The organism is Bradyrhizobium sp. 154 (assembly GCF_023073875.1).
GTDB lineage: Bacteria > Pseudomonadota > Alphaproteobacteria > Rhizobiales > Xanthobacteraceae > Bradyrhizobium.
On the sequence record NZ_JADPKG010000123.1, the window covers coordinates 26080 to 44786 of the forward strand.

The following is an 18707-nucleotide window of genomic DNA, read 5'->3' on the forward strand; positions in this document are numbered from 1 at the left end:
GCTTACAATCCCTGCCGCAGTCTCGCCAGCACCTTCAGCCCGCCATAGCCGTCCGCCGGCGTGATTCCTGCGCGCTGCTGAAAATCCTTGACCGCCTTCATCGTGTCGTTGCCGACGCGGCCGTCGGTGCCGCCGGTATCGAAGCCGGCCTTGGTCAGGCGCGTCTGCATCTCCTGCACCTCGGCAAGCGTCAGCGCGCGCTCGGAGCCGGGAAAGGGCTGGATGAAGGGGGGCGCGCCCAGACAGCGGTCGCCGAGATGGCAGATCGCCAGCGCGTAGTTCATGGAAGGGTTGTAGCTCTTCACCGAGTAGAAATTCGGTCCGAGCAGGAAGCTCGGCCCGCCCGTAACAGGCGTCCACAGCTGCGCCGACGCATTCGGTTGCGGGAATGGCTGGCCGTCGGCGCGGGTGACACCGGCCGCTTGCCACGCCGCATAGGTGCGGCTGCCGCTGATGTTGCCGGGCGCGCGCACTTCGTAGCCCCAATGCTCGCCGCGATGCCACTTGCCGCGATTGACGAGATATTTTGCGGTCGAGCCCAGCGCGTCATCGGGCTTGCCGAAGGGCGAGACCTTGCCGTCGCCGTCATAGTCGATGCCGACATTGAGCCAGACTTCCGGCATCCATTGCGAATGGCCCATCGCACCGGCCCAGGATCCCTGCATCTGCTCCGGCGTGCTCCAGCCCTTGTTGACGATGCGCAGTGCGTTGATCAGCTCGGTCTCCCAATAGGCCTTGCGCCGCGGTTCGTTCCAGGCGAGCGCGGCGAGTGAGGGAAACACCGGGGTCATATGGTTCTGCTGCACCAGGGGATCGCCATAGGCGGACTCGACGCCCCACAGCGCCAGCAGCGTGCCGCGCTCGACGCCGAAATCGCGCTCGATGCGCGCGAACAGCGCTTCGTTGTTTTTCAGCGCGATCTTTCCGTTGATGATGCGCCAGTCCGAGACGCGGCGGTTGATGTATTGCCAGACCTGCTCGTGGAATTCCGGCTGGTTGCGCATCTGCTTGAACACGCTCATGTCCGGCTCGACCCGCGCCATCGCGCGCTGCCAGGTCGCTGCCGAAATGCCCTTGGCCAATGCCCGCGCGCGAAAGGCTTCGCGCCATTCATCGAAGCCTGGAGGCGCGGCGAGGGCGCGTTTTGGGAATGCAAGCAACGCCGCTGCACCGAACGTCGATTGCAGCAGGGCGCGGCGAGTTGGATGGGAGGAGGAATCAGCGTGCGTCATGGGCACATTCTAGCCTGAAACATGGCGTGCGTGAGTCGGTTCCCGGAACAGATGCTGCGGCTGATCTTGCGCGGCGGGATCAATCGTTCCGTCGGAACAAATTGTCGCAGTCTCGCATTCCCCTTGCGACAACGAGGAGGAGAAGATGAGGAAATATCTGTTTGCCGCCGCCATGGCTACCGCCGTCGCGCTGCCCGCATTCGCGGACGAGGTCGGCGTTCACGTCGGGCCGGCCGGGGCCGGTGTGACGGTTGGTCAGTCCCATGAATATCGCGAGCGAGACCGAGATCGCGACCGCACCACGGTCATCAAAGAGCGTGAACCCGCCGACCGCACCACGGTGATCAAGAAGGAAGATGAATTCGGCAATCGCGAGAAGACTGTGATTCATCACGACAACGATTGACGGAGCATGGGCCTCGGCCTGCGGCCGGGGCCCGCACTCGGCGAATAGAATCGGGGTGGAATGAAGATACACGCACACGCGGAAAGCCATGTCGTCGAACTCGACGACGGATCGCAATGGCAGATCTTTCCCGGCGATCTTGCGACCACGCTGAGCTGGAAGCCCGAAACTGATCTGCACCTGGAGCCGAGCCGCGACCGGGTGAGTTCGCATGTGCTGGTCAATGCCGCGGACCGAACCCGCGTGCGGGTGATTGCCGCAGGCGAGACTTGGCCCGACGGCGAGGTCAAGAACGCGTTGAAGGGCGGCTAATCCTCCTGCAACTCGGCCGCGACCCCGGCGAGCCAGCGCCGGATCGTCGTTTCCGTCTTGCTGTCCAAACCCAGAGCGAGGCGCTTCTCCAATTCGAGCACACGTTGCCGGCAAGCCTTTAGCAGCGTCGCGCCCCGCGGCGTCAGCGTCCATTGCTGAATGCGGCCATGGACCGGATGCGGCGTCATTGCGATGGCGCCGTCGCGTTCGAGGTTGCGGATGATGACGCCGACCGTCTGGGGGGTCAGAAAGGTGAGGCGGGCAACGTCGGCGCCGGACAGGCCGGGATAGGCGTTGAGCATGGTCAGCACCGCGAATTGCGGCGAGGTCACGCCGAGATCGGCGAGGGTGCGCTCCATTTTCAGCCGCACCGCGGCGTGAGCCTGGCGCAGCAGATAGCCGAGATAGCCTTGCTCGCCGCGCTTGCCTTCGCCGGGAGCGGGTACACGCACGGCGACGTCGCCGGCGGGCGCCGTGCGCGCGGTTTTCGATCTTGTGATGGCAGCGGTCTTGTGTGACATATAAGAGCTCTTATAAGATATAAGCACGCTTACAATAATACGAGGTGAACGGCAATGTCACAGGCCCGCAGCGAATACGAGGATTTCAAGCGCCTCGCGCCCGATGTTTATGATCTGGTGCTGGCGCTGGGTCAGCTTGCAACCAAGGCCGGTCTCGACAAGCAGCTCATCGAACTCGTCAAGCTGCGCGCCTCGCAGATCAACGGCTGTGCCTTCTGCGTGCAGCATCACGTCCTTCTGTCGGAACGGATCGGGGTTTCCACCGACAAGCTCCATCTGGTCGCGGTCTGGCGCGAGGCGCCGATCTTTTCCGCGCGCGAGCGCGCGGCGCTGGCCTGGACGGAGGCCTTGACGATGCTTCCCGGTGGCGTCAGCGAGGAGGTCTATTCGGAGGCAAAGCGCGAATTCTCCGAAACCGAGCTGACCTACCTGACCTCGGCGGTTGCCTCGATCAACGTCTGGAATCGGTTTGGTGCGGCGTATCGCTGGACGCCGGCCAAGCGGCCTGTGGCCACGAATGCCGCGGCATCCTGATCGCAGCGCGGGGACGTCAGCATGACAGCAATGAGTTTGGCCGCTGCGCAGCGCCCGATAGCATCTCGTTCAATGGCGATCGCCGCCCTCGGCGGGCTCGCCTGCGCACTCGCAATCGGCAAGGCGCTGCCGGTGACGATCGACACTGTGTCAGGCGCGCTGGCGCCGCTCTGCGCCACGGCTGCGGAGGGTTCGCCGCTCGATAAGGTCGAGCCGATCGGGTCCTACGCGCTGCCGAACGTCCCGGGCAAGCGCGTCACCATCGTACGTGTGTCCTACGGTCCGGGCGGGTTTTCGCGGCCGCATCGTCACGCGGGCTCTGTGACGGCCTACATCACCAAGGGCGAGATCCGCTCGCAACTCGGCGGCGGCCCGATCGAGACGTTCGGCGTCGGCGAGTCCTTCTTCGAGCCGCCGGGCTCGACACATCTCGTCTCCGCCAATGCCAGTACAACAGAGCCGGCGGAATTGATCGCGGTGTTCGTGGCGGATGAGGGCGCGCAGTTGACGACGTTCTTGGAGTAGCTGGCACTCCTAGCCCGCGACCGCCTTTGTTCAGGTTGGCTGCGATCGCCTCAACCGTTTCCACAGGGGTGAGAGACCGTATTCGACTGCCGGAATCGCAAGTGCGCCGACAAGCAGTCCGAGTACGCCTGAGATGGCTGCTTCGACCGACCATTCGATGATGCCGGCAACGGATGGAAGGACATGTGCGGCAGCCTCGGTTGCGACATGGATCGTGCGGCCGACCTCGGGTGGGCCATATTTCTCAATGCCGTGCAGGATGATGCCGCCGCCGACCCAGATCATGGCGGCGGTGCCGATGGTGCTTAGCACCGCCAGGAAGGTGGGCATACCGCGGACGAGCGCGCGTCCAAGTAAGCGGATCGCGCCGCCAGTGACGGAGGCGCTGTCATAGCGGGCAAGGGCCATGCCGACATCGTCCGCCTTCACGATCAGGGCTACCACACCGTAGACCCCGGCAGTGATACAGACGCCAACCAGCGCAAGCACCAGCGCCTGCGTCCAGATGCTCCCCGCCGGGAGGGCTGCCAGCGTGATCGCCATGATCTCCGCCGACAGGATGAAATCTGTCTTGATGGCGCTCGCGACCTTCTCGTCCTCGACCGACCGGGCATTCAGCGCAATCGGCTGGAGCTGAGCCTCGTGGTGGCGCGCATGATGCGGCATCATGGCCTCGAGCACCTTCTCGGCACCCTCGTAGCAGAGAAAGGCTCCGCCCAGCATGAGCAGCGGCGTGACCGCGGCAGGAAGGAAATAGCCAAGCAGCAGGGCAAGGGGAAGCAGAAGCAGCAACTTATTGCGTAGCGATCCGACCGCAATCTTAGCGACGATCGGCAGTTCGCGTTTCGAGGCAAAACCGATGACGAAGTTAGGCGTGACCGCCGCGTCATCGATGACCACGCCAGCCGCCTTTGTGCCCGCTTTGGCAGCCTGACTCGCCACATCGTCGAGCGAGGCTGCTGCCGCCTTTGCAATCGCCGCGATATCGTCGAGAAGACCGATCAGTCCGACACTCATAAACCCTTTCCCTTCTTCGTTCGAGCCGGCGGTGTGCGCGACGACACGCTCTTGCTCCGCCTGGGCTTGGAACGAGCAAGTCCTCAATTCTCCTCGCCGCTCGAGCCCTCGCGCAGGTCCTGCTTGATCACATCTTCCGGCAGCGCGTGTGCCACGGGCTGCGGAGTGCCTGCGACCTCCGGGCCGATCTCGCGGCCGCGGGCGCGGATCAGGCGCTCATAGGCCGAGACCAGCGTGACGTAGGGACTGACCCAGATCCAACCGTCGCGGGTGAACACCTGCACGTCGAAATGCAAATGCATCGAGGTGCCGGCGGGATGGTCGAGATAGTTCGAGATCACCCCGATCTTCTCGCCTTCGGTGACGATGCGGCCATTGAGCACGCCATCGGCGTTCAGCGCCTGCGGGTTCATGTGCATGTAGCGGAAGCGGATGTGCTCGGTGCGGCTGTTGACTTGCAGCGTCACAGCCTGGTCCTTGGCAGAGCGGATCACGATCGCGTCGCGGACGGCGACGACACCGCGCCGCTTGGGATCGCAGGGCTCGCGGCCGTCGCCGGGCGGCGGGCAATCGGCGGCGCGAATATCCTCGCCCTGGTGACCATATCCGCCGGCGCACTGCCAGACCTCGAAACTGCGGGACTCGCAGAAATTGTCGCGCCAGGGATAGGCGGTCGGGCTGTCGCTCCTGTCACGCCTGCCATGGGATTGCGAGCGCACGAAGGCCGGCGCCTTTTCGAGCGGAAAGCGGATCTGTGCATAGGCCATCACGTCGGGATGGCCGTCTTGCTTGCGATAGCCCGTATTCGGGATGATATCGCCGCTCGGTCGATAGCTGAAATCTGCCGAGCGTCCGGCCGGACGATCGAGGACGTTAGAGGCAACGTCCATCAGAGGCCGCATCCGTTGCCCGCCCGCGATCCGGAGCGCCTTCAGGAAGCGTTCTGCGACCGGATAGGCTTCCTTGCAGGCGAGCCGCCGCGGCTTGGCGATGCTGTCAAGGCACTGGATCGACACCACATAGGCAACGCCGAAACGGGTGAAGGCATAGCGCAGATAGCCTTCCCGGATGAACCTGCGCAGGTCTGGATAGGTTGCTGCGAGGGGTTTGACCGGCTCGCCCTTGCCGCCAGAGGGATCGGCGATGTCATAGACAAGCGCCGAGCCCGTGATCTGCACCTCAACCGGCCTTGCGTACACCCGGCTCGGCATGCCGTCGCCGGCGCCAGGCTCGAACGAGAACGTCGCGCTGTAGCCGGCGGGGCCGGCGTCGAACATGTCGACGGGATTGAATTCAGCCTGGTAGCGCGACAGCGCGAGCATAGCCGGCGCGCCGTTGCGCTGCGCCTCGAGATACGCGGCGGCGTCGAACGGTAGCAGCACCGGCACGGGGCTGCGGGCGATGCCAGTGAAGAATTGCGAGGAGACCGCGTTGAGCTGAACCAACGCGGGTATTGCGCGCGGATCATGGCGCGGCACCGAACGGCGGGGCGCGACAATGAAATCGTCCGCGACCCGCCGACGACTATTGATCTCGGCGCGGAACTGGTCGAGCGCTGCGCGCCAATCGACGCGCAGGGCCGTGAGCGAGGGGCTGCGAAATTCTTCCGCAGCAAGCGGGGTGGCAATGAGGAGCGAAAGCGACGCCAGGAGTTGCGAGACGAAGCGGAAAGCTTTCCCAACCACTGTCTCGCCCCCCGGCGGCACCTGTTGCGATCGCTCTGTTCCCCGTTAGTCCTTGGCGCGTTCGGCGTAGGAGCCGTCTTCGGTCATCACCACGACGCGGGTGCCGACGGTGATGTGCGGCGGCACGGTGGTGCGCACGCCGTTGGAGAGCACCGCGGGCTTGTAGGAGGAGGAGGCAGTCTGGCCCTTGGTCACCGGCTCGGTCTCGACCACTTCCAGCGTCACGCGCTGCGGCAGCGCGATCGAGACCGGGTTGGTGTCGTGCATGGACAGCTTGACCGTCATGCTCTCCTGAAGATAGGCAGCAGCGTCGCCGACGACATCCTTGGAGACCTGGACCTGGTCGTAAGTCTCCGGGTTCATGAAATGGTAGCCGTCACCGTCCTCATAGAGGTAGGTGTAGTTGCGCTCTTCGATCGTGGCCTTTTCGACCTGGTCGGTCGTCTTGTAGCGTTCGGAGATCTTTACCCCGTCCGAGATTCGGCGCATTTCGATCTGGCTGACCGGGGTGCCCTTGCCGGGATGGATGTTCTCGGCGCTGACGACGACATAAAGCTTGCCGTCTTGCTCGATCACGTTGCCCTTGCGAATAGAACTGGCGATGACTCTCAAAGCTGTATTTCCTGCTTGCTTGGCCCGGCACCGGCCAGGACGTGGTCGAATGGATGGGGGACTTGGGGCCTCAAATCGGACCTCGGCGCCCGTTTCGGGCCGCAACATACTGATTTTGCCGTTGGATGCCAGCATTTTGCTGTTCCGAGGGGCAATCGGCTAATGGCTGGGGACAAGCCGATTTCGCCGTTCTGGTCGCCCGGGCGGCACCGCGACCGACAGCCTTTCCTCCAGGCCAGGGGGGCCATTACCGCGGCTCTCCGGGAATTTTTCGCCGAGCAGGGCTTCGTCGAGGTCGAAACCTCCGTCCTCCAGATCTCGCCCGGCAATGAGACCCATCTGCACGCGCCCCGGACCGAGATCATGCGGCCGGACGGCAGCCGCGCGAGCCGTTACCTGCGAACCTCGCCGGAATTCGCCTGCAAGAAGCTGCTGGCGGCGGGCGAGACGCGGATTTTCGAGTTTGCCCGTGTGTTCCGAGACCGCGAGCGCGGCGACCTGCACCTGCCCGAATTCACCATGCTGGAATGGTACCGCGCAGGCGCCCCCTATGACGCCATCATGGCGGACACCGTCGTGGTCATTGCCCGTGCGGCGCGGGCGACCGGCATCGGAACCTTCTCGTTCCGAGGCCGGACCGCCGATCCCTTCGCCGAGCCGGAGCTTGTGACGGTCGCGGGGGCGTTCGAGCGGTTCGCCGGCATCGACCTGCTGTCGACAATCTCGGGCGGCGAGGGTAACCGTGCCGCGCTCGCCGAGGCGGCCGGTGCCAAGGTCCGTGTGGCCGAGGACGACACCTGGTCCGACATCTTCAGCAAGGTTCTGGTTGAGCATGTCGAGCCGCATCTGGGGCAGGGCCGTTTGACCATTCTGTTCGAATACCCATCTCCAGAGGCGGCGCTGGCGCGGGTGAAGCTTGATGATCCGCGGCTTGCGGAACGGTTCGAGGTCTATGCTTGCGGCGTCGAGCTTGCGAACGGCTTTGGCGAACTCACCGACGCCGAGGAGCAGCGCAAGCGCTTCGCGGAATCGATGACGGAGAAGCAGCGCCGCTACGGAGAGGCCTATCCGCTGGATGAGGACTTTCTGGCCGCGGTCGCTGCGATGCCGGAGGCGAGCGGCGTCGCGCTCGGCTTCGACCGGCTGGTCATGCTGGCGAGCGGCGCATCGCGAATTGATCAGGTGGTGTGGACACCGCCTGCGGGTGAGGCATGACGAAGACCAATCTTGCACGCACTTTGCGCGAGTCGGCTGAGCTCGTCGCCGAAGGCCTGGCGCCCGCAGCGACGCTGCCGGCGCTGGAGCGCGTTGCCGCGCGCTATGCGGTGGCGATTACGCCGGCGCTGGTCGAACTGATTGACACCGGCAATCCCGACGATCCCATCGCACGGCAGTTCGTTCCGACCGCGGCCGAGCTGGACGCACAGCCGGGCGAGAACGCCGATCCGATCGGCGATCATCCGCACTCGCCGGTTCCCGGAATCGTGCACCGCTATCCGGATCGCGTGCTGTTCAAGTTGGTTCACGTCTGTGCGGTCTATTGCCGCTTCTGCTTCCGCCGCGAGATGGTCGGGCCCGGTAAGGAAACCGCACTCTCGGACAGCGCCTATCGCGCAGCGATCGACTACATCCGCGCGCATGGCGAGATCTGGGAAGTCATCCTCACCGGCGGCGATCCGCTGATGCTGTCGCCGCGTCGCATGAGCGAGATCATGGCCGATCTGGCGGGAATCGATCACGTCAGGATCATCCGTCTTCATACTCGCGTGCCCGTGGCCGATCCCGCGCGCATCAGCGAGGAGATGATCGCCGCGCTCAAGGTCGAGGGAGCGACCACCTGGGTCGCGTTGCACGCCAACCATGCGCGGGAACTGACCGGAACGGCGCGCGCCGCCTGCGCGCGGCTCGTCGATGCCGGCATTCCCATGGTGAGCCAGTCCGTGCTTTTGCGCGGCGTCAACGACGACGTCGCTGCTCTATCGGATTTGATGCGAGCTTTCGTCGAATGCCGGATCAAACCCTATTACCTGCATCATGGCGATCTCGCGCCGGGCACTGCGCATCTGCGAACCACGCTGGCGCAGGGACAGGAGTTGATGCGGCAGTTGCGTGGGCGGGTGTCAGGGCTGTGTCAGCCTGATTATGTCGTCGATATTCCCGGCGGCGCCGGCAAGTCGCCGGTCGGGCCGAATTATGTGGTGGTGGCACAAAATACCGCAGGCGATGCGGGTGAAGCGGGAGCCGAAACGCGCTATCGTATCATGGACTATTGCGGCGACGTTCATCTCTATCCGCCGGAAACATGAGCGGTGCTGGAGCGTGCGTCGGTTTGAGAATGGAGAAGCGGACATGAAAAAGATCATGGTGGCAGCATCGCTCGTGGTCTTGCTCGGTGGCGCGGCGGTTGCACAGACCGGCGGCTCCAAGGGCTCGACATCGGGCGGCGCCACCTCTGGAACGGTGTTGCCGGCACCCGTCGGTCACCGCCAGCCGCGCGCGGCTGACGTGCCGAGCGAAAAAAATCTGAGCGACGCCAATGATCCCTTGAGCAAGGAAAACCAGGCGCTCGACAAGAAGATCAAGAGCATCTGCCGGGGCTGCTAGGAACCGCACCTCTCCCCGGCGGGGAGAGGTGAAGAATTGAGCCCGCGACTGACACTTCGCCTCGTCACGTCCTAAGCTGATCGCTCGTGCAGACCAGCGCGCTGGGTGTTGCGGCGGATCTCGACTGCATCGGCGAGCTGCTCAAGCACGGCGGCCGTGGTCGTCCAGTCAATGCAGCCGTCGGTGATGCTCTGTCCATAGGCAAGCGGCTTGCCGGGCACCACATCCTGACGGCCGGCGACCAGATTACTCTCGATCATCACGCCCATGATGCGGTTCTCGCCGCTTGAGATCTGGCCGGCAATATCGGTCATCACCAGCGGCTGGTTCTCCGGCTTTTTGCTCGAATTGGCGTGGCTTGCATCGATCATCACGAGCGGCGCAACGCCGGACTTGGTCAGCTCGTTGCAGGTGGCCGCGACGCTTGCCGCGTCATAGTTCGGCTTGCTGCCGCCGCGCAGGATGATGTGGCAGTCCTCGTTGCCCGCGGTCGAGGCGATCGCCGAGCGGCCGAGCTTGGTCACCGCCATGAAATGATGCGGATGCGAGGCCGACTTCACCGCGTCCGCGGCGATCCGCACGTTGCCGTCGGTGCCGTTCTTGAAGCCGACTGGGCAGGACAGCCCCGACGCCAGTTCGCGATGGATCTGGCTCTCGGTCGTACGCGCGCCGATCGCAGCCCATGACACCAGGTCGGCGATGTATTGCGGCGTCGTCATGTCCAGGAATTCGGTGCCGGCGGGCAGGCCGAGATTGTTCACCGCCGACAGCACGTTGCGCGCCAGACGCAGGCCCTTGTTGATGTCGAAGCTGCCGTCGAGATCGGGATCGTTGATCAGGCCCTTCCAGCCGACCGTGGTGCGCGGCTTCTCGAAATAGACCCGCATCACAATCTCGAGCTGGTCGGCGAGGTCTTCGCGTACGCGTACGAGGCGCTCGGCGTAGTCGAGCGCGGCCCTGGGATCATGCACTGAGCACGGGCCAACCACGACCAGCAGGCGGTCGTCTTGGCCGTTGAGGATCGCATGGATGGCATTGCGCGCTGCCATCACCACGCGCGTCGCGGTGAGCGTGCGCGGGACCTCCCGCATCACCTCTTCCGGCGTGTTCAGCTCTTTCAGTTCGCGGATACGAAGATCGTCGGTCGTGCTCAGCACGGCGGGCTCCTGTCTGTTAAGAACCTGCCGGCCAATAAAAAAGCCGCCAGGTCTGGCGGCTTGTTCGGACGTTTGCTGCAATGTGTCAGATTGAGCGCGATCCTCCCGCCGCCAGCGAGCTGTCGTAGCTAAAGTACCAAAAATAGCTGGTGGCGACGGTGATCATGGCAGGCCATATAGCGCGGCGCTGGCGGGTTGTCACCCCCAAAACAGAACACGGCGCAACGAGCGTCTCAGGTGTTGCTCTTGCGTGCCGCCAGGGCCATGCCGATCAGGGTGGCGCCGCCGAACAGCAGGTTGATACCGACCAGGACGCCGATCGCCCATTCCGCCGAGCTTGGCAGTCCGGCGATCACCATAAAGGAGATCGCGATGTCGACGAGGCCCGAGATCAGGAGCCATGACCAGCGGCTGCTTAGCTCGCGACGGTGCTCCAGTGCGTACATGATGGTGGTGACGCCTTCGGCGAGAAAATAGGCACCGAGCACGATGGTCAGCGTCAGCACCGCTTGGATCGGCCGCGCCAGCAGAATTCCGCCGGCGAGCACCGCCAGCGCGGCCGAGATCAGCGACCACCAGAACCCCGGCGTGCTGCGCGCCCAGTAGGTCGCGATCAATCCGCCGATGCCGCTGATCAGGAACATCCAGCCGAGGAAGATCGCGGTCGCAAGGCTCGCGAGGGGCGGCAGGATCAGCGCGGCAATGCCGAGAACGGCGAGGAGGATGCCTTCGAACAGAAAGGCCTTCCAATGCGCCTTCACCGCCCGGCTCATCGCCGATTGCATCCGTGAGAACTCCTCGGGCGATGTCATCAGCAGGCTCCGGGACGAGAGGGCTGGGCTCAATCTACTAGTTGCGTGTCGCGCTGGCCATCCCGCGAGGGTTATCCCCCGCCGGGCGCCGAGGAAAAGCCTTCGGCGCTGGTGCGGATGCGGTTGCGGCCGAGAATGTAGATCGCCGTCGTGACAATCAGAAGTGCAAGACCGAGCAGGATCGAGGTGAGGCCGATCGGGATCAGCGCCAGCGTCAGATTGCGCTCGGGATTGATCAGCCAGTGATGGAGCGAGGTCAGCACGAAGGCGAGGCCGAGGAAGCCGACGCCGCCGCCGGCAAGCAGCAGCGCCCACATCCGGCGCAGCTGGCTGAGCCGCTCGCGGGCGACGTCGGTCCGGGGCGCGTGATGGCGCGCGACCCGCCGGACCAGCCGGATGGCGAACGCGATCGAGCTGAAGCCGATCAACAGGCTCGCCGCGCCCAGCCACATCCGCAGCGTCGGGTCCAGATCCGGCATGCGCTGGAGAGTCAGCAGCGGAAAATCGAACGCCGAATGCAGCGCGAGTGGGCCGGCGAAGATCAGCAGGCGGCTGGACAGGCGGGCCCAGTCGCGATGATGGCGGTTGGCTCCGAGCGCCGTGCCGGCACGGGCAATGGTGAGGTAGGCGCCTGCGATGATGCCAAGCGCGCCGTGGAACGGCACCGTCAGCACGCTGCGCAGGGCGGCCAGCGAGCGCCACATCTCGGCATGCTGCACGAGATACGCAAGGTTCTCGTAAGCGGCAAAGCCGAGGCCGACTGCGGCACCATAGACCACGGTGTCCATCGGATTGGCGAAGGTCCGCCGCTTGGTCGAGGAGACCAGCACGATGGCGATCACCTTGACGGCTTCCTCCGGCAGCGCGACGCCGAAGACCGAATGCATGGCGAGCGCCGCCCAGGGATCGTCGGGCGCTGCGACCATCCTGGCGAAGGGCGCGCGGGCGAGGCCCAGCAGCGAGATGCTGGCCGCCCCGAGCAGGAAGGCGGTCCAGACCTGGGCGGGCGGGCCCGGGCGCTCCTCGGCGGCGATGACAAGCCACAGCATCAGCAGCGCAGGCGCGACGGCGGCAGTTCCGATGACAGTGGGTAGCGCTTCAATCAGGTACATCGGCGCCGAAAATAGGTTCCCTTGATGAGCTTATCTACATTCACCGGTGCGACCATGTGTCATGCGCTCGCTGCCGGCTCGCTTAACGAGCGCGACAGCCAGCGTTCATCAGGGCGCCCAACGCCAAATGTGAGCATCATCAATTGCATGGCAAAGCCAGCTCGTCACCTGTCGCAGCGCGCCCCGTCGTTGGATCTGATTGGTAAGTCAGATCAAGCGAATGGGTGGGTTTCTTCGCTCAATGGGTGGTGAACGGCGATGGCCCGCTGGGGGCGATATCGAAGGCTCCGAGATGGAATTCCGCGCCAACGGAATCGTCCGGCTCGGCCGGTTGCGCCAGCAGCGTGAAGGCGGCCTGCGGGTATTGCTTCCAGATTTCGAGATCGCCGGCGGTGATGGTGAGCCAGCCGAAGGTATACATGTAGCGTCCGGGCTCGGTGACCCGGCCAACCCTGTCCCAAGTGATCTTATCAACTGTGACTTTATCAATCGTGATCTTGTCGACTGCCATTCGGTCCCCCGATCGCAAGTCTGCAAATGTGACATCCGGATCGGCAAAAACTGATCCTGCAATGGGGCCGCGATAGGGCAGCGATCTGCCCGGCTTCTCAGGCCGACTGGAGCATGGGCGTGCGGACAATCAGCCGGACGAGGTCGTCCCGGGACTGCTTCTCGGCGAACTTGACCGCAAAGCCGTGGTGGAATTTGCGGATCACGCGCCCGACGCAGGCGCCGACCGCAAGCGGGGTTCCAATCGGCGGGTCGTATTCGCAGGAGATCGCGACGCCTGCGGTGGAGACGTCGATGATGAAGCACGAATGGGTGCTGCCGTTGGCAAGCGTCAGGAACGTGTGCGGGACTTGCGGAACGAAACGCGCGTCTTGCCGCAGCTCCTGGACGCTGGCGTCCTTCTGTTTTTTCTCGAGCCAGGTTAGCTTTTCGGACATCCAGGCGCGCCGCGCCCGCGTCATCTCGAGCTCCATCAGGAAGCCCGACTTCAGCGTCGCGCTGATCGTGCACTGGAATTCGCCGAAATCCTGGAAGTAGGAGGTCAAGCGCTCGCCGACTTTTCCGACCACCGGTACGTCGACGATCATGCGGAAGGGCGAGACGCGCTTAGTGCGGCAGGCGAAGCTGCGCAGCTTGCCTTCGCAATCATACCAGCGCGGCAGCGAGTAGCTGCCGTTCAAGGTGACTTCCACTGCACGCTGCCTCAGGAACTCTGCAACAGACATGAACGCCAACCGGGGTTTCAGGGTGATTTCCGTAGTTCGACGGTAGCGGCCAAATTCTAAGCAAACGATACCGTCGCGCAGGAGCAGGGGTAAATTTCCGGTAAATGCGCGGATCGGTCGGACATTGGGCTGATGACGTGCAGGCGGCGTGCCATCAGGCGCGCCTTGCCCCGAAATGGCAGGCTGAAGAGGCGGGAGCTCGATAGAGCGTGGCGCTCCCTAGCGGAATCGAACCGCTCTCTCCACCGTGAAAGGGTGGCGTCCTAACCGATAGACGAAGGGAGCAAACGCAGGGCCCCGCCGCTTTCCGCGGCACGGCCGCTGGCCGGCCGAACAGTGCCCGGCGGCTTGCAGCGCGCGAACGTATAGTGGCCTTTGCGCTCCCGGGCAAGCCGTTCGGGAACGCTCTTTTGCTCCCGGTGGATAGCGCCGAGGCGGGATGATCAGGGGGCGAATTCAACGGTTTCTTAGGGTTCCCTGAGTAGCGCTGGAGTGGGAGATTTTTCCGATGCCACCGCCCAAGAAGCGCTCAGAGCGCAAGCTGCTGTCGCGGCACGCCTGGATCACGCTCGACGGCGGATTCGCGGCGCGGCATTGCCTGGTCCAGGACATCTCGGATACGGGCGCGAAGATCACGATGGACGAGGATGCGAGCCAGCTTCCCGGGGTGATCCGGTTGGCCTTCGCGCGCGATGCGCGGACCGGGCGAAGCTGCCAGGTGGTCTGGCGCCGCGGCAAGTCGGCCGGCATCAAATTCCTCTGACATCGCTGCGCGCCGATCCGGTGGCGCGCACGGCCCGTCCGGGCTACAAGGCGGCCATGCGCATGCCGCTCCTCATCCTGATCTCGTTTGCTGCCGTGTCCGCGAACGCAGCGGAGAGCCTGCGCCTGCCGCCCGCCGAGCGGCCACAGGCGGGCAAGGAGACCGGCAAGATCCTGCCGCTGAAGGGCACGGACGGTGCAGGAAAGGCCGGCTCCTGCGCCTCCTATGGCCCGCGCTTCGTCATGGTCGAGGGCACCGGGACCTGCGTGAAGGTCGGCGGCTCGGTCAGCGTCGACACCAGCATCCGGCGCTAAAGGCCCATGTCGGCGGACCTGTTGCGGCTCGATATCCTCGTCCCCGTGCTGATGTACTGCGCGCTGCTGTGGTGGGTCGGCCGTGGCCTCAGCTGGACCGCACGGCTCGCCACCGCGGCGGTGACGCTGATGCTGATCATCTGCGTGCTGCTGGTCGAGCGCGGCTGGCTCTAGGGCCCAACAAAATATGCGAAAACAACCCCATGCACAGTAGCCATCAAGTGCTGCCGTGACGCCGGGCGCTTGCGCCGCGACGACGATTCCTCGCGCGATCATCGCAACTTACGCCGCGTCAGCGGTCACGACATCGGCGGTGCGACGAATTGCGCAAATCCGGGCCGCTTGCCGAGCTCGGCGAGCCAGCGCGTGAGGTGCGGCTGCGCCGGACGGCTGATGCCTTCGACGCCGAGCCAGCGCCGCGCATAGGACCCGATCGCGATGTCGGCGAGCGTGAACGCATCACCCTCGATGAAACGGCGCGAGGCGAGCAGGCCGTCGGCGATGGCCCAAACCTCGGCAGCGGCATCGGCATCGCGCTGCACCTGGAGCATGTCGCGCTCGGCGGGCGCGGCGCGAACGATGCCCCAGAACACCGGGCGGTCGACCGGCTGCACCGTCGACAGCGTCCAGTCGAGCCAACGGTCGACCGAGGCGCGCAGCTTCGGCGGCTCCGGGTAGATCGGCGTGCTGCGCCCATGCGCGAGGCAGAGATAGCGCATGATCGAATTGGACTCCCACAGCGCGAAATCGCCCTCGACCAGCGTCGGAATCCGCGCATTGGGATTCATCGCCAGATACCCGGCCTCGCGGGTCTTGCCGTATTGCATGCCGGCATCGATGCGCTCGTAGGGCAGGCCGAGCTCGGTGAGGCACCACAGCACCTTCTGCACGTTGACCGAGTTGGCGCGGCCCCAAATCGTCAGTTTGGTGTCAGGCATGAGGCGTCTCCCGCGGCGTTGTCGTTTGCGCGGGTGATAGCGGAATTCGCCTCATCGAGCGATGCGCGATTGCGCCGAGCCCATCATGCAAAAAGCTCCGCCCGGGGCGGAGCCTTCATTGCAAATTCAACGCGACGCTCAGCGGCCGAAGAACAGCCACAACAGAATGATCACCGGAATCGGCACGCCAAGCATCCACAGCAACAGCCCTCTCGCCATCGCATCCTCCTCCAATCGGCTTCGTTGGGAAGAGAACGACGGGCGAGAGGGCTTGTTCCTGCTGGGTCTTACCAATGACCGGTATTCGGCATCGATGCCCAAGGCTCCTGCGGCGGCTTCGGTTCGCCCTTCTGCAACAGCTCGATCGAGTGCAGGTCGGGCGAGCGGACGAAGGCCATGTTGCCGTCGCGCGGCGGCCGGTTGATGGTGACGCCGGCCTTCATCAGGTTCTCGCAGGTGGCGTAGATGTCGTCGACCTCATAAGCGAGATGGCCGAAGAAGCGATCCTCGCCGTACTTCTCCTCGTCCCAATTCCAGGTGAGCTCGACCAGCGGCGCGCCGCGCGTTTGCGGCTGCTTCTTCAGGCCTTCAAGATCGTCCGCCGAGCACAGGAACACCAGCGTGAAGCGCCCCTTGTCGTTCTCGATCCGCCGCACCTCCTTCAAGCCAAGCGCATCCTGGTAAAACTTGAGCGCGACATCGAGATTGCGCACGCGCAGCATGGTGTGGAGGTATCGCATGGTTGTTGCTCCCTGGACGTATGGAGGGTCTTGCTATGGGCCGGGACGGCGGGGCTAGGAGGTAGCAGGAAAAGGGGAGGAGGGGCAGGGGGCGGGCGCACGTGTGCGTGAGCGGAATACAGCTGGTGAACTACACCAACCAACGTGAACCGAAGGGGGCGATCGGGATCGCTTGTTGTAGTCGCCTTCGATCTCCTGTAGCCCGCTGGCCAAGACCTTCGGACACGCCCGTCAGAGTCGAGCCGAAGTTCTACGCTGACGTGGAGTATCGCGACATCACATCCGAAGGGTTGTTGCGCGCCAGCTCATTCGAGGGGCTGAGCAAAGGAACGCGCCGTTCCTATCTGCGTTTTAGCTTCCACAGTGTAAGTAGAGTACCGGCCGTGAAACCGGATCGCGTGAGGGTAGCCGTCAAACAGGCCCAGGTTATTCTGGCAAGTTATGTCGAGCCGGGGTCGTGCGACGGCAATAAGACAATTAATGATCTGCTGGATGTTCTCGACGACGAAGAGATGATCGAGGCCATGGAGAGGGAAGATGCGCAAGGCACTGGCAGAACTAAGTGAGGACGAACGTGACGTGTTGCTTTATCTCGCCGACCTCGGCACTGCAGCATGTCTCTCTGGCCTGATCGTCAGCATCATCAAGTTCATAGGCGATCAGTTTTGACAAGCCCGACTGCCCCGTCTGCTTCGGCATGGAGCCACCACGGGAAAGTCCACTAGCGAACTACGCCTGCCGCATCGTCCTCGTTCGGCAAGAGCCAATCAATCGCAAGTAGGCCGGCCTCAACTACAACGAAGGCGGCAATGCCGCCGAGCAGTCCGAAAAACACAATCGAGAAGGTCGCGAGCAAAATCGCGCAGAACACGTCGGCCAGCACCTTGCAAATGCGTTGCGCCTGGTCCTGCTTGGATGTGAAGTACGGCATCTTGGCTCCTCCAGAATTTGGATCAGCCTAGCCAAAGCGAGCAGCGGTCGTCCATTCCCCATGGACGGCAGGGCCGCCGCGCACTCGCACGCTTGCATCCGTTCTGGGCAGGGGCGACCCAACAAGTGCGGCGCAGGCGGAGGAGCACCTACGCCAGGGCGCGCAATGCGACACCAGTTGCTCAGGCGGCCTTCTCGGCCGCTTTCGCGATGATCTCGACTTCGAAGTAGCCAACGTCACGGAGCTCGGCGGCCTTTTTCTCGGCCGCTTCCCTGGTGTCCCTCTTCAAAATGATCTGCCCGGCACCGTCGCGGGCGCAAACGAAATAGGGCATTTTCGATTCCCAATTTCGTTTGCATCCACACGACCGCAGGTTCCCACAATCATGGGGTCACTCCTCCAACCCGGCCTTTTGCCGCATCTTGTCGATCAGCTCGGAGGCCTCGGCCTTGGTCAGCTCTTCCTCAGGCAGGTTCTGATGGGCCTGCTCGGCGAGGGTCTTGAGGTAGGATTCCTGGGCTCCTGTCATCGGGTCATCCCCGGAAACCCAGTCTTTCGGGTCTTCTGGGTGTTATCGGCCATCACACGTCTCCTTTTTCGTCCAACGTCTGACTCGACTCTTCGTTCCGTTTTTGTTCTCATGGGCCATATTCAAATCGCGGGGTTGAACATGCCGGACCTGGACGCTGTCAGGCTGGAGATCGAACGGATGCGCATCCAGATGGGGAGGCAGAGGAAGGAAATCCTCCAGCTACAGCGGGCGGGTCTCGGGACGGCATCGGCCGAAGCCCTGCTGTCGCGGATGGAGGCGAAGGTTGAAAGTCTCTGTGCCCAGCGGGACGCGCTGAAGAGTGCGCAGCCGCCCCAGACCAAGGGCAGGGTGCTTGGCGGGAGAACGTGGTGAGCAGGCGTTGGTTCGACGACGAGCAAGGGCTCTCGCCCTTCCTGACCGCGCTCGAGGATGTTCGCCGAAAGGCGACGCGGGAGGGGTGGTGCTATCCGCACGTCCAGGCCATCATCGTGGCCATCGACCAGTATGCGGAAGCAGCGACAGGTAACCGCGAGTATTTCCTGAACAAGCCGGTTTCAATTGGCGAGAGCCGGAAGGCCAAGGACAGTCCATGAGCAAGTCAGGAAATGGGCGACGGCTTACGAGGACAGTGCACTCAGTTGGCGGCGCCGAGCCGAGACCGTGTCTTTGCGACATGGACGCGCATGATGCAGGATGCCAATTTTCACAGCTATATTGCGAGGGAG

At 63.9% G+C, this 18707-nt stretch carries 29 protein-coding genes and 1 tRNA gene; 14 read left to right on the forward strand and 16 right to left on the reverse strand.

Going from position 1 to position 18707, the window contains the following annotated elements:
- Positions 1-2: 2 nt before the first annotated feature.
- Positions 3-1232, reverse strand: coding sequence for a lytic murein transglycosylase (locus IVA92_RS34020; protein ID WP_247280986.1), 1230 nt, complete (start codon positions 1230-1232; stop codon positions 3-5).
- Positions 1233-1377: 145 nt separating this feature from the next.
- Here IVA92_RS34020 and IVA92_RS34025 point away from each other — a divergent pair, with 145 nt between their 5' ends.
- Together IVA92_RS34025 and IVA92_RS34030 are read left to right on the forward strand one after the other, a co-directional pair.
- Positions 1378-1638 (forward strand): hypothetical protein, encoded by a 261-nt coding sequence (locus IVA92_RS34025; protein ID WP_247280987.1) that lies wholly within the window; start codon positions 1378-1380, stop codon positions 1636-1638.
- A 60-nt stretch (positions 1639-1698) separates the two neighbouring features.
- Entirely contained in the window at positions 1699-1950 is a 252-nt protein-coding gene (locus IVA92_RS34030; RefSeq protein WP_247280988.1) for a hypothetical protein, read from the forward strand.
- On the opposite strand, the gene IVA92_RS34035 is transcribed toward IVA92_RS34030, so the two are convergent.
- The gene (locus IVA92_RS34035; RefSeq protein ID WP_247280989.1) at positions 1947-2471 is read right to left on the reverse strand and encodes a MarR family transcriptional regulator; all 525 of its coding nucleotides are present in this window, start codon (positions 2469-2471) and stop codon (positions 1947-1949) included. The genes IVA92_RS34030 and IVA92_RS34035 overlap by 4 nt on opposite strands.
- A 54-nt stretch (positions 2472-2525) precedes the next feature.
- On the opposite strand from IVA92_RS34035, the gene IVA92_RS34040 reads away from it, so the two are divergent.
- Together IVA92_RS34040 and IVA92_RS34045 are read left to right on the forward strand one after the other, a co-directional pair.
- Positions 2526-3005, forward strand: a complete 480-nt coding sequence (locus tag IVA92_RS34040) for a carboxymuconolactone decarboxylase family protein (protein ID WP_247280990.1) — start codon at positions 2526-2528, stop codon at positions 3003-3005.
- Between the two features lie 21 nt (positions 3006-3026).
- Positions 3027-3530, forward strand: a complete 504-nt coding sequence (locus IVA92_RS34045; RefSeq protein ID WP_247280991.1) for a cupin domain-containing protein — start codon at positions 3027-3029, stop codon at positions 3528-3530.
- Between the two features lie 30 nt (positions 3531-3560).
- On the opposite strand, the gene IVA92_RS34050 is transcribed toward IVA92_RS34045, so the two are convergent.
- From IVA92_RS34050 to efp, 3 genes are all read right to left on the reverse strand, one after another.
- Positions 3561-4547 (reverse strand): DUF808 domain-containing protein, encoded by a 987-nt coding sequence (locus tag IVA92_RS34050; protein WP_247280992.1) that lies wholly within the window; start codon positions 4545-4547, stop codon positions 3561-3563.
- A gap of 83 nt (positions 4548-4630) precedes the next feature.
- Positions 4631-6253 (reverse strand): M23 family peptidase, encoded by a 1623-nt coding sequence (locus IVA92_RS34055; RefSeq protein ID WP_247280993.1) that lies wholly within the window; start codon positions 6251-6253, stop codon positions 4631-4633.
- 24 nt (positions 6254-6277) lie between these two features.
- Complete coding sequence (gene efp / locus IVA92_RS34060; RefSeq protein WP_027572324.1) at positions 6278-6844, reverse strand: elongation factor P; 567 nt, start codon at positions 6842-6844, stop codon at positions 6278-6280.
- Positions 6845-7006: 162 nt separating this feature from the next.
- Between efp and epmA the strand changes: the two genes are divergently transcribed.
- The 3 genes from epmA to IVA92_RS34075 are packed head-to-tail and all read left to right on the forward strand — an operon-like array spanning position 7007 to position 9448.
- Entirely contained in the window at positions 7007-8059 is a 1053-nt protein-coding gene (gene epmA, locus IVA92_RS34065) for an EF-P lysine aminoacylase EpmA (RefSeq protein ID WP_247280994.1), read from the forward strand.
- Positions 8056-9150 (forward strand): lysine-2,3-aminomutase-like protein, encoded by a 1095-nt coding sequence (locus IVA92_RS34070; protein WP_247280995.1) that lies wholly within the window; start codon positions 8056-8058, stop codon positions 9148-9150. The genes epmA and IVA92_RS34070 overlap by 4 nt, the downstream gene beginning before the upstream one ends.
- A gap of 43 nt (positions 9151-9193) precedes the next feature.
- The gene (locus IVA92_RS34075; RefSeq protein ID WP_247280996.1) at positions 9194-9448 is read left to right on the forward strand and encodes a hypothetical protein; all 255 of its coding nucleotides are present in this window, start codon (positions 9194-9196) and stop codon (positions 9446-9448) included.
- A gap of 71 nt (positions 9449-9519) precedes the next feature.
- On the opposite strand, the gene IVA92_RS34080 is transcribed toward IVA92_RS34075, so the two are convergent.
- The 6 genes from IVA92_RS34080 to IVA92_RS34105 all read right to left on the reverse strand — a co-directional run bounded on the left by IVA92_RS34080 (position 9520) and on the right by IVA92_RS34105 (position 14049).
- Positions 9520-10605: a 3-deoxy-7-phosphoheptulonate synthase gene (locus IVA92_RS34080; protein WP_346015593.1), complete on the reverse strand. Its 1086-nt coding sequence runs from the start codon at positions 10603-10605 to the stop codon at positions 9520-9522.
- A gap of 233 nt (positions 10606-10838) precedes the next feature.
- A complete protein-coding gene (locus IVA92_RS34085) occupies positions 10839-11417 on the reverse strand; it encodes an HdeD family acid-resistance protein (RefSeq protein ID WP_247280997.1) in 579 nt (192 codons plus the stop codon).
- 71 nt (positions 11418-11488) lie between these two features.
- Complete coding sequence (locus IVA92_RS34090; RefSeq protein ID WP_247280998.1) at positions 11489-12529, reverse strand: PrsW family glutamic-type intramembrane protease; 1041 nt, start codon at positions 12527-12529, stop codon at positions 11489-11491.
- 238 nt (positions 12530-12767) lie between these two features.
- Positions 12768-13040, reverse strand: coding sequence for a hypothetical protein (locus tag IVA92_RS34095; protein ID WP_247280999.1), 273 nt, complete (start codon positions 13038-13040; stop codon positions 12768-12770).
- A 97-nt stretch (positions 13041-13137) separates the two neighbouring features.
- Positions 13138-13764 carry a PilZ domain-containing protein gene (locus IVA92_RS34100; protein WP_247281000.1) on the reverse strand — a complete coding sequence of 209 codons (627 nt, stop codon included), beginning with the start codon at positions 13762-13764 and terminating at the stop codon, positions 13138-13140.
- A 210-nt stretch (positions 13765-13974) separates the two neighbouring features.
- A tRNA-Glu gene (locus IVA92_RS34105) sits at positions 13975-14049 on the reverse strand.
- 223 nt (positions 14050-14272) lie between these two features.
- Here IVA92_RS34105 and IVA92_RS34110 point away from each other — a divergent pair.
- From IVA92_RS34110 to IVA92_RS34120, 3 genes are read left to right on the forward strand one after another with little or no spacing between them, the layout of a single operon-like run.
- Positions 14273-14527 (forward strand): PilZ domain-containing protein, encoded by a 255-nt coding sequence (locus tag IVA92_RS34110; RefSeq protein ID WP_247281001.1) that lies wholly within the window; start codon positions 14273-14275, stop codon positions 14525-14527.
- A gap of 56 nt (positions 14528-14583) precedes the next feature.
- Positions 14584-14841, forward strand: coding sequence for a hypothetical protein (locus IVA92_RS34115; RefSeq protein WP_247281002.1), 258 nt, complete (start codon positions 14584-14586; stop codon positions 14839-14841).
- A gap of 6 nt (positions 14842-14847) precedes the next feature.
- Positions 14848-15015, forward strand: coding sequence for a hypothetical protein (locus tag IVA92_RS34120; RefSeq protein ID WP_247281003.1), 168 nt, complete (start codon positions 14848-14850; stop codon positions 15013-15015).
- A gap of 125 nt (positions 15016-15140) precedes the next feature.
- Here the strand turns inward: IVA92_RS34120 and IVA92_RS34125 are convergent, their stop codons facing one another.
- On the reverse strand, positions 15141-15779 hold the full coding sequence (locus tag IVA92_RS34125) for a glutathione S-transferase (protein WP_247281004.1): 639 nt from the start codon (positions 15777-15779) through the stop codon (positions 15141-15143).
- A 287-nt stretch (positions 15780-16066) separates the two neighbouring features.
- Entirely contained in the window at positions 16067-16519 is a 453-nt protein-coding gene (locus tag IVA92_RS34130; protein WP_247281005.1) for a VOC family protein, read from the reverse strand.
- A gap of 125 nt (positions 16520-16644) precedes the next feature.
- Between IVA92_RS34130 and IVA92_RS34135 the strand changes: the two genes are divergently transcribed.
- Both IVA92_RS34135 and IVA92_RS35860 read left to right on the forward strand, forming a co-directional pair.
- Entirely contained in the window at positions 16645-17085 is a 441-nt protein-coding gene (locus IVA92_RS34135; protein WP_247281006.1) for a hypothetical protein, read from the forward strand.
- Entirely contained in the window at positions 17057-17188 is a 132-nt protein-coding gene (locus tag IVA92_RS35860; RefSeq protein WP_256464567.1) for a hypothetical protein, read from the forward strand. The genes IVA92_RS34135 and IVA92_RS35860 overlap by 29 nt, the downstream gene beginning before the upstream one ends.
- Positions 17189-17240: 52 nt before the next feature.
- Here the strand turns inward: IVA92_RS35860 and IVA92_RS34140 are convergent, their stop codons facing one another.
- The 3 genes from IVA92_RS34140 to IVA92_RS34150 form a co-directional block, all read right to left on the reverse strand.
- On the reverse strand, positions 17241-17450 hold the full coding sequence (locus IVA92_RS34140) for a hypothetical protein (RefSeq protein ID WP_247281007.1): 210 nt from the start codon (positions 17448-17450) through the stop codon (positions 17241-17243).
- Between the two features lie 181 nt (positions 17451-17631).
- On the reverse strand, positions 17632-17784 hold the full coding sequence (locus IVA92_RS34145; protein WP_247281008.1) for a hypothetical protein: 153 nt from the start codon (positions 17782-17784) through the stop codon (positions 17632-17634).
- A 57-nt stretch (positions 17785-17841) separates the two neighbouring features.
- A complete protein-coding gene (locus IVA92_RS34150) occupies positions 17842-17979 on the reverse strand; it encodes a DUF3072 domain-containing protein (RefSeq protein ID WP_247281009.1) in 138 nt (45 codons plus the stop codon).
- Positions 17980-18120: 141 nt separating this feature from the next.
- Here IVA92_RS34150 and IVA92_RS34155 point away from each other — a divergent pair, with 141 nt between their 5' ends.
- Positions 18121-18354: a hypothetical protein gene (locus IVA92_RS34155; RefSeq protein WP_247281010.1), complete on the forward strand. Its 234-nt coding sequence runs from the start codon at positions 18121-18123 to the stop codon at positions 18352-18354.
- Complete coding sequence (locus tag IVA92_RS34160; protein WP_247281011.1) at positions 18351-18575, forward strand: hypothetical protein; 225 nt, start codon at positions 18351-18353, stop codon at positions 18573-18575. The genes IVA92_RS34155 and IVA92_RS34160 overlap by 4 nt, the downstream gene beginning before the upstream one ends.
- The last annotated feature ends 132 nt before the right edge of the window (positions 18576-18707 follow it).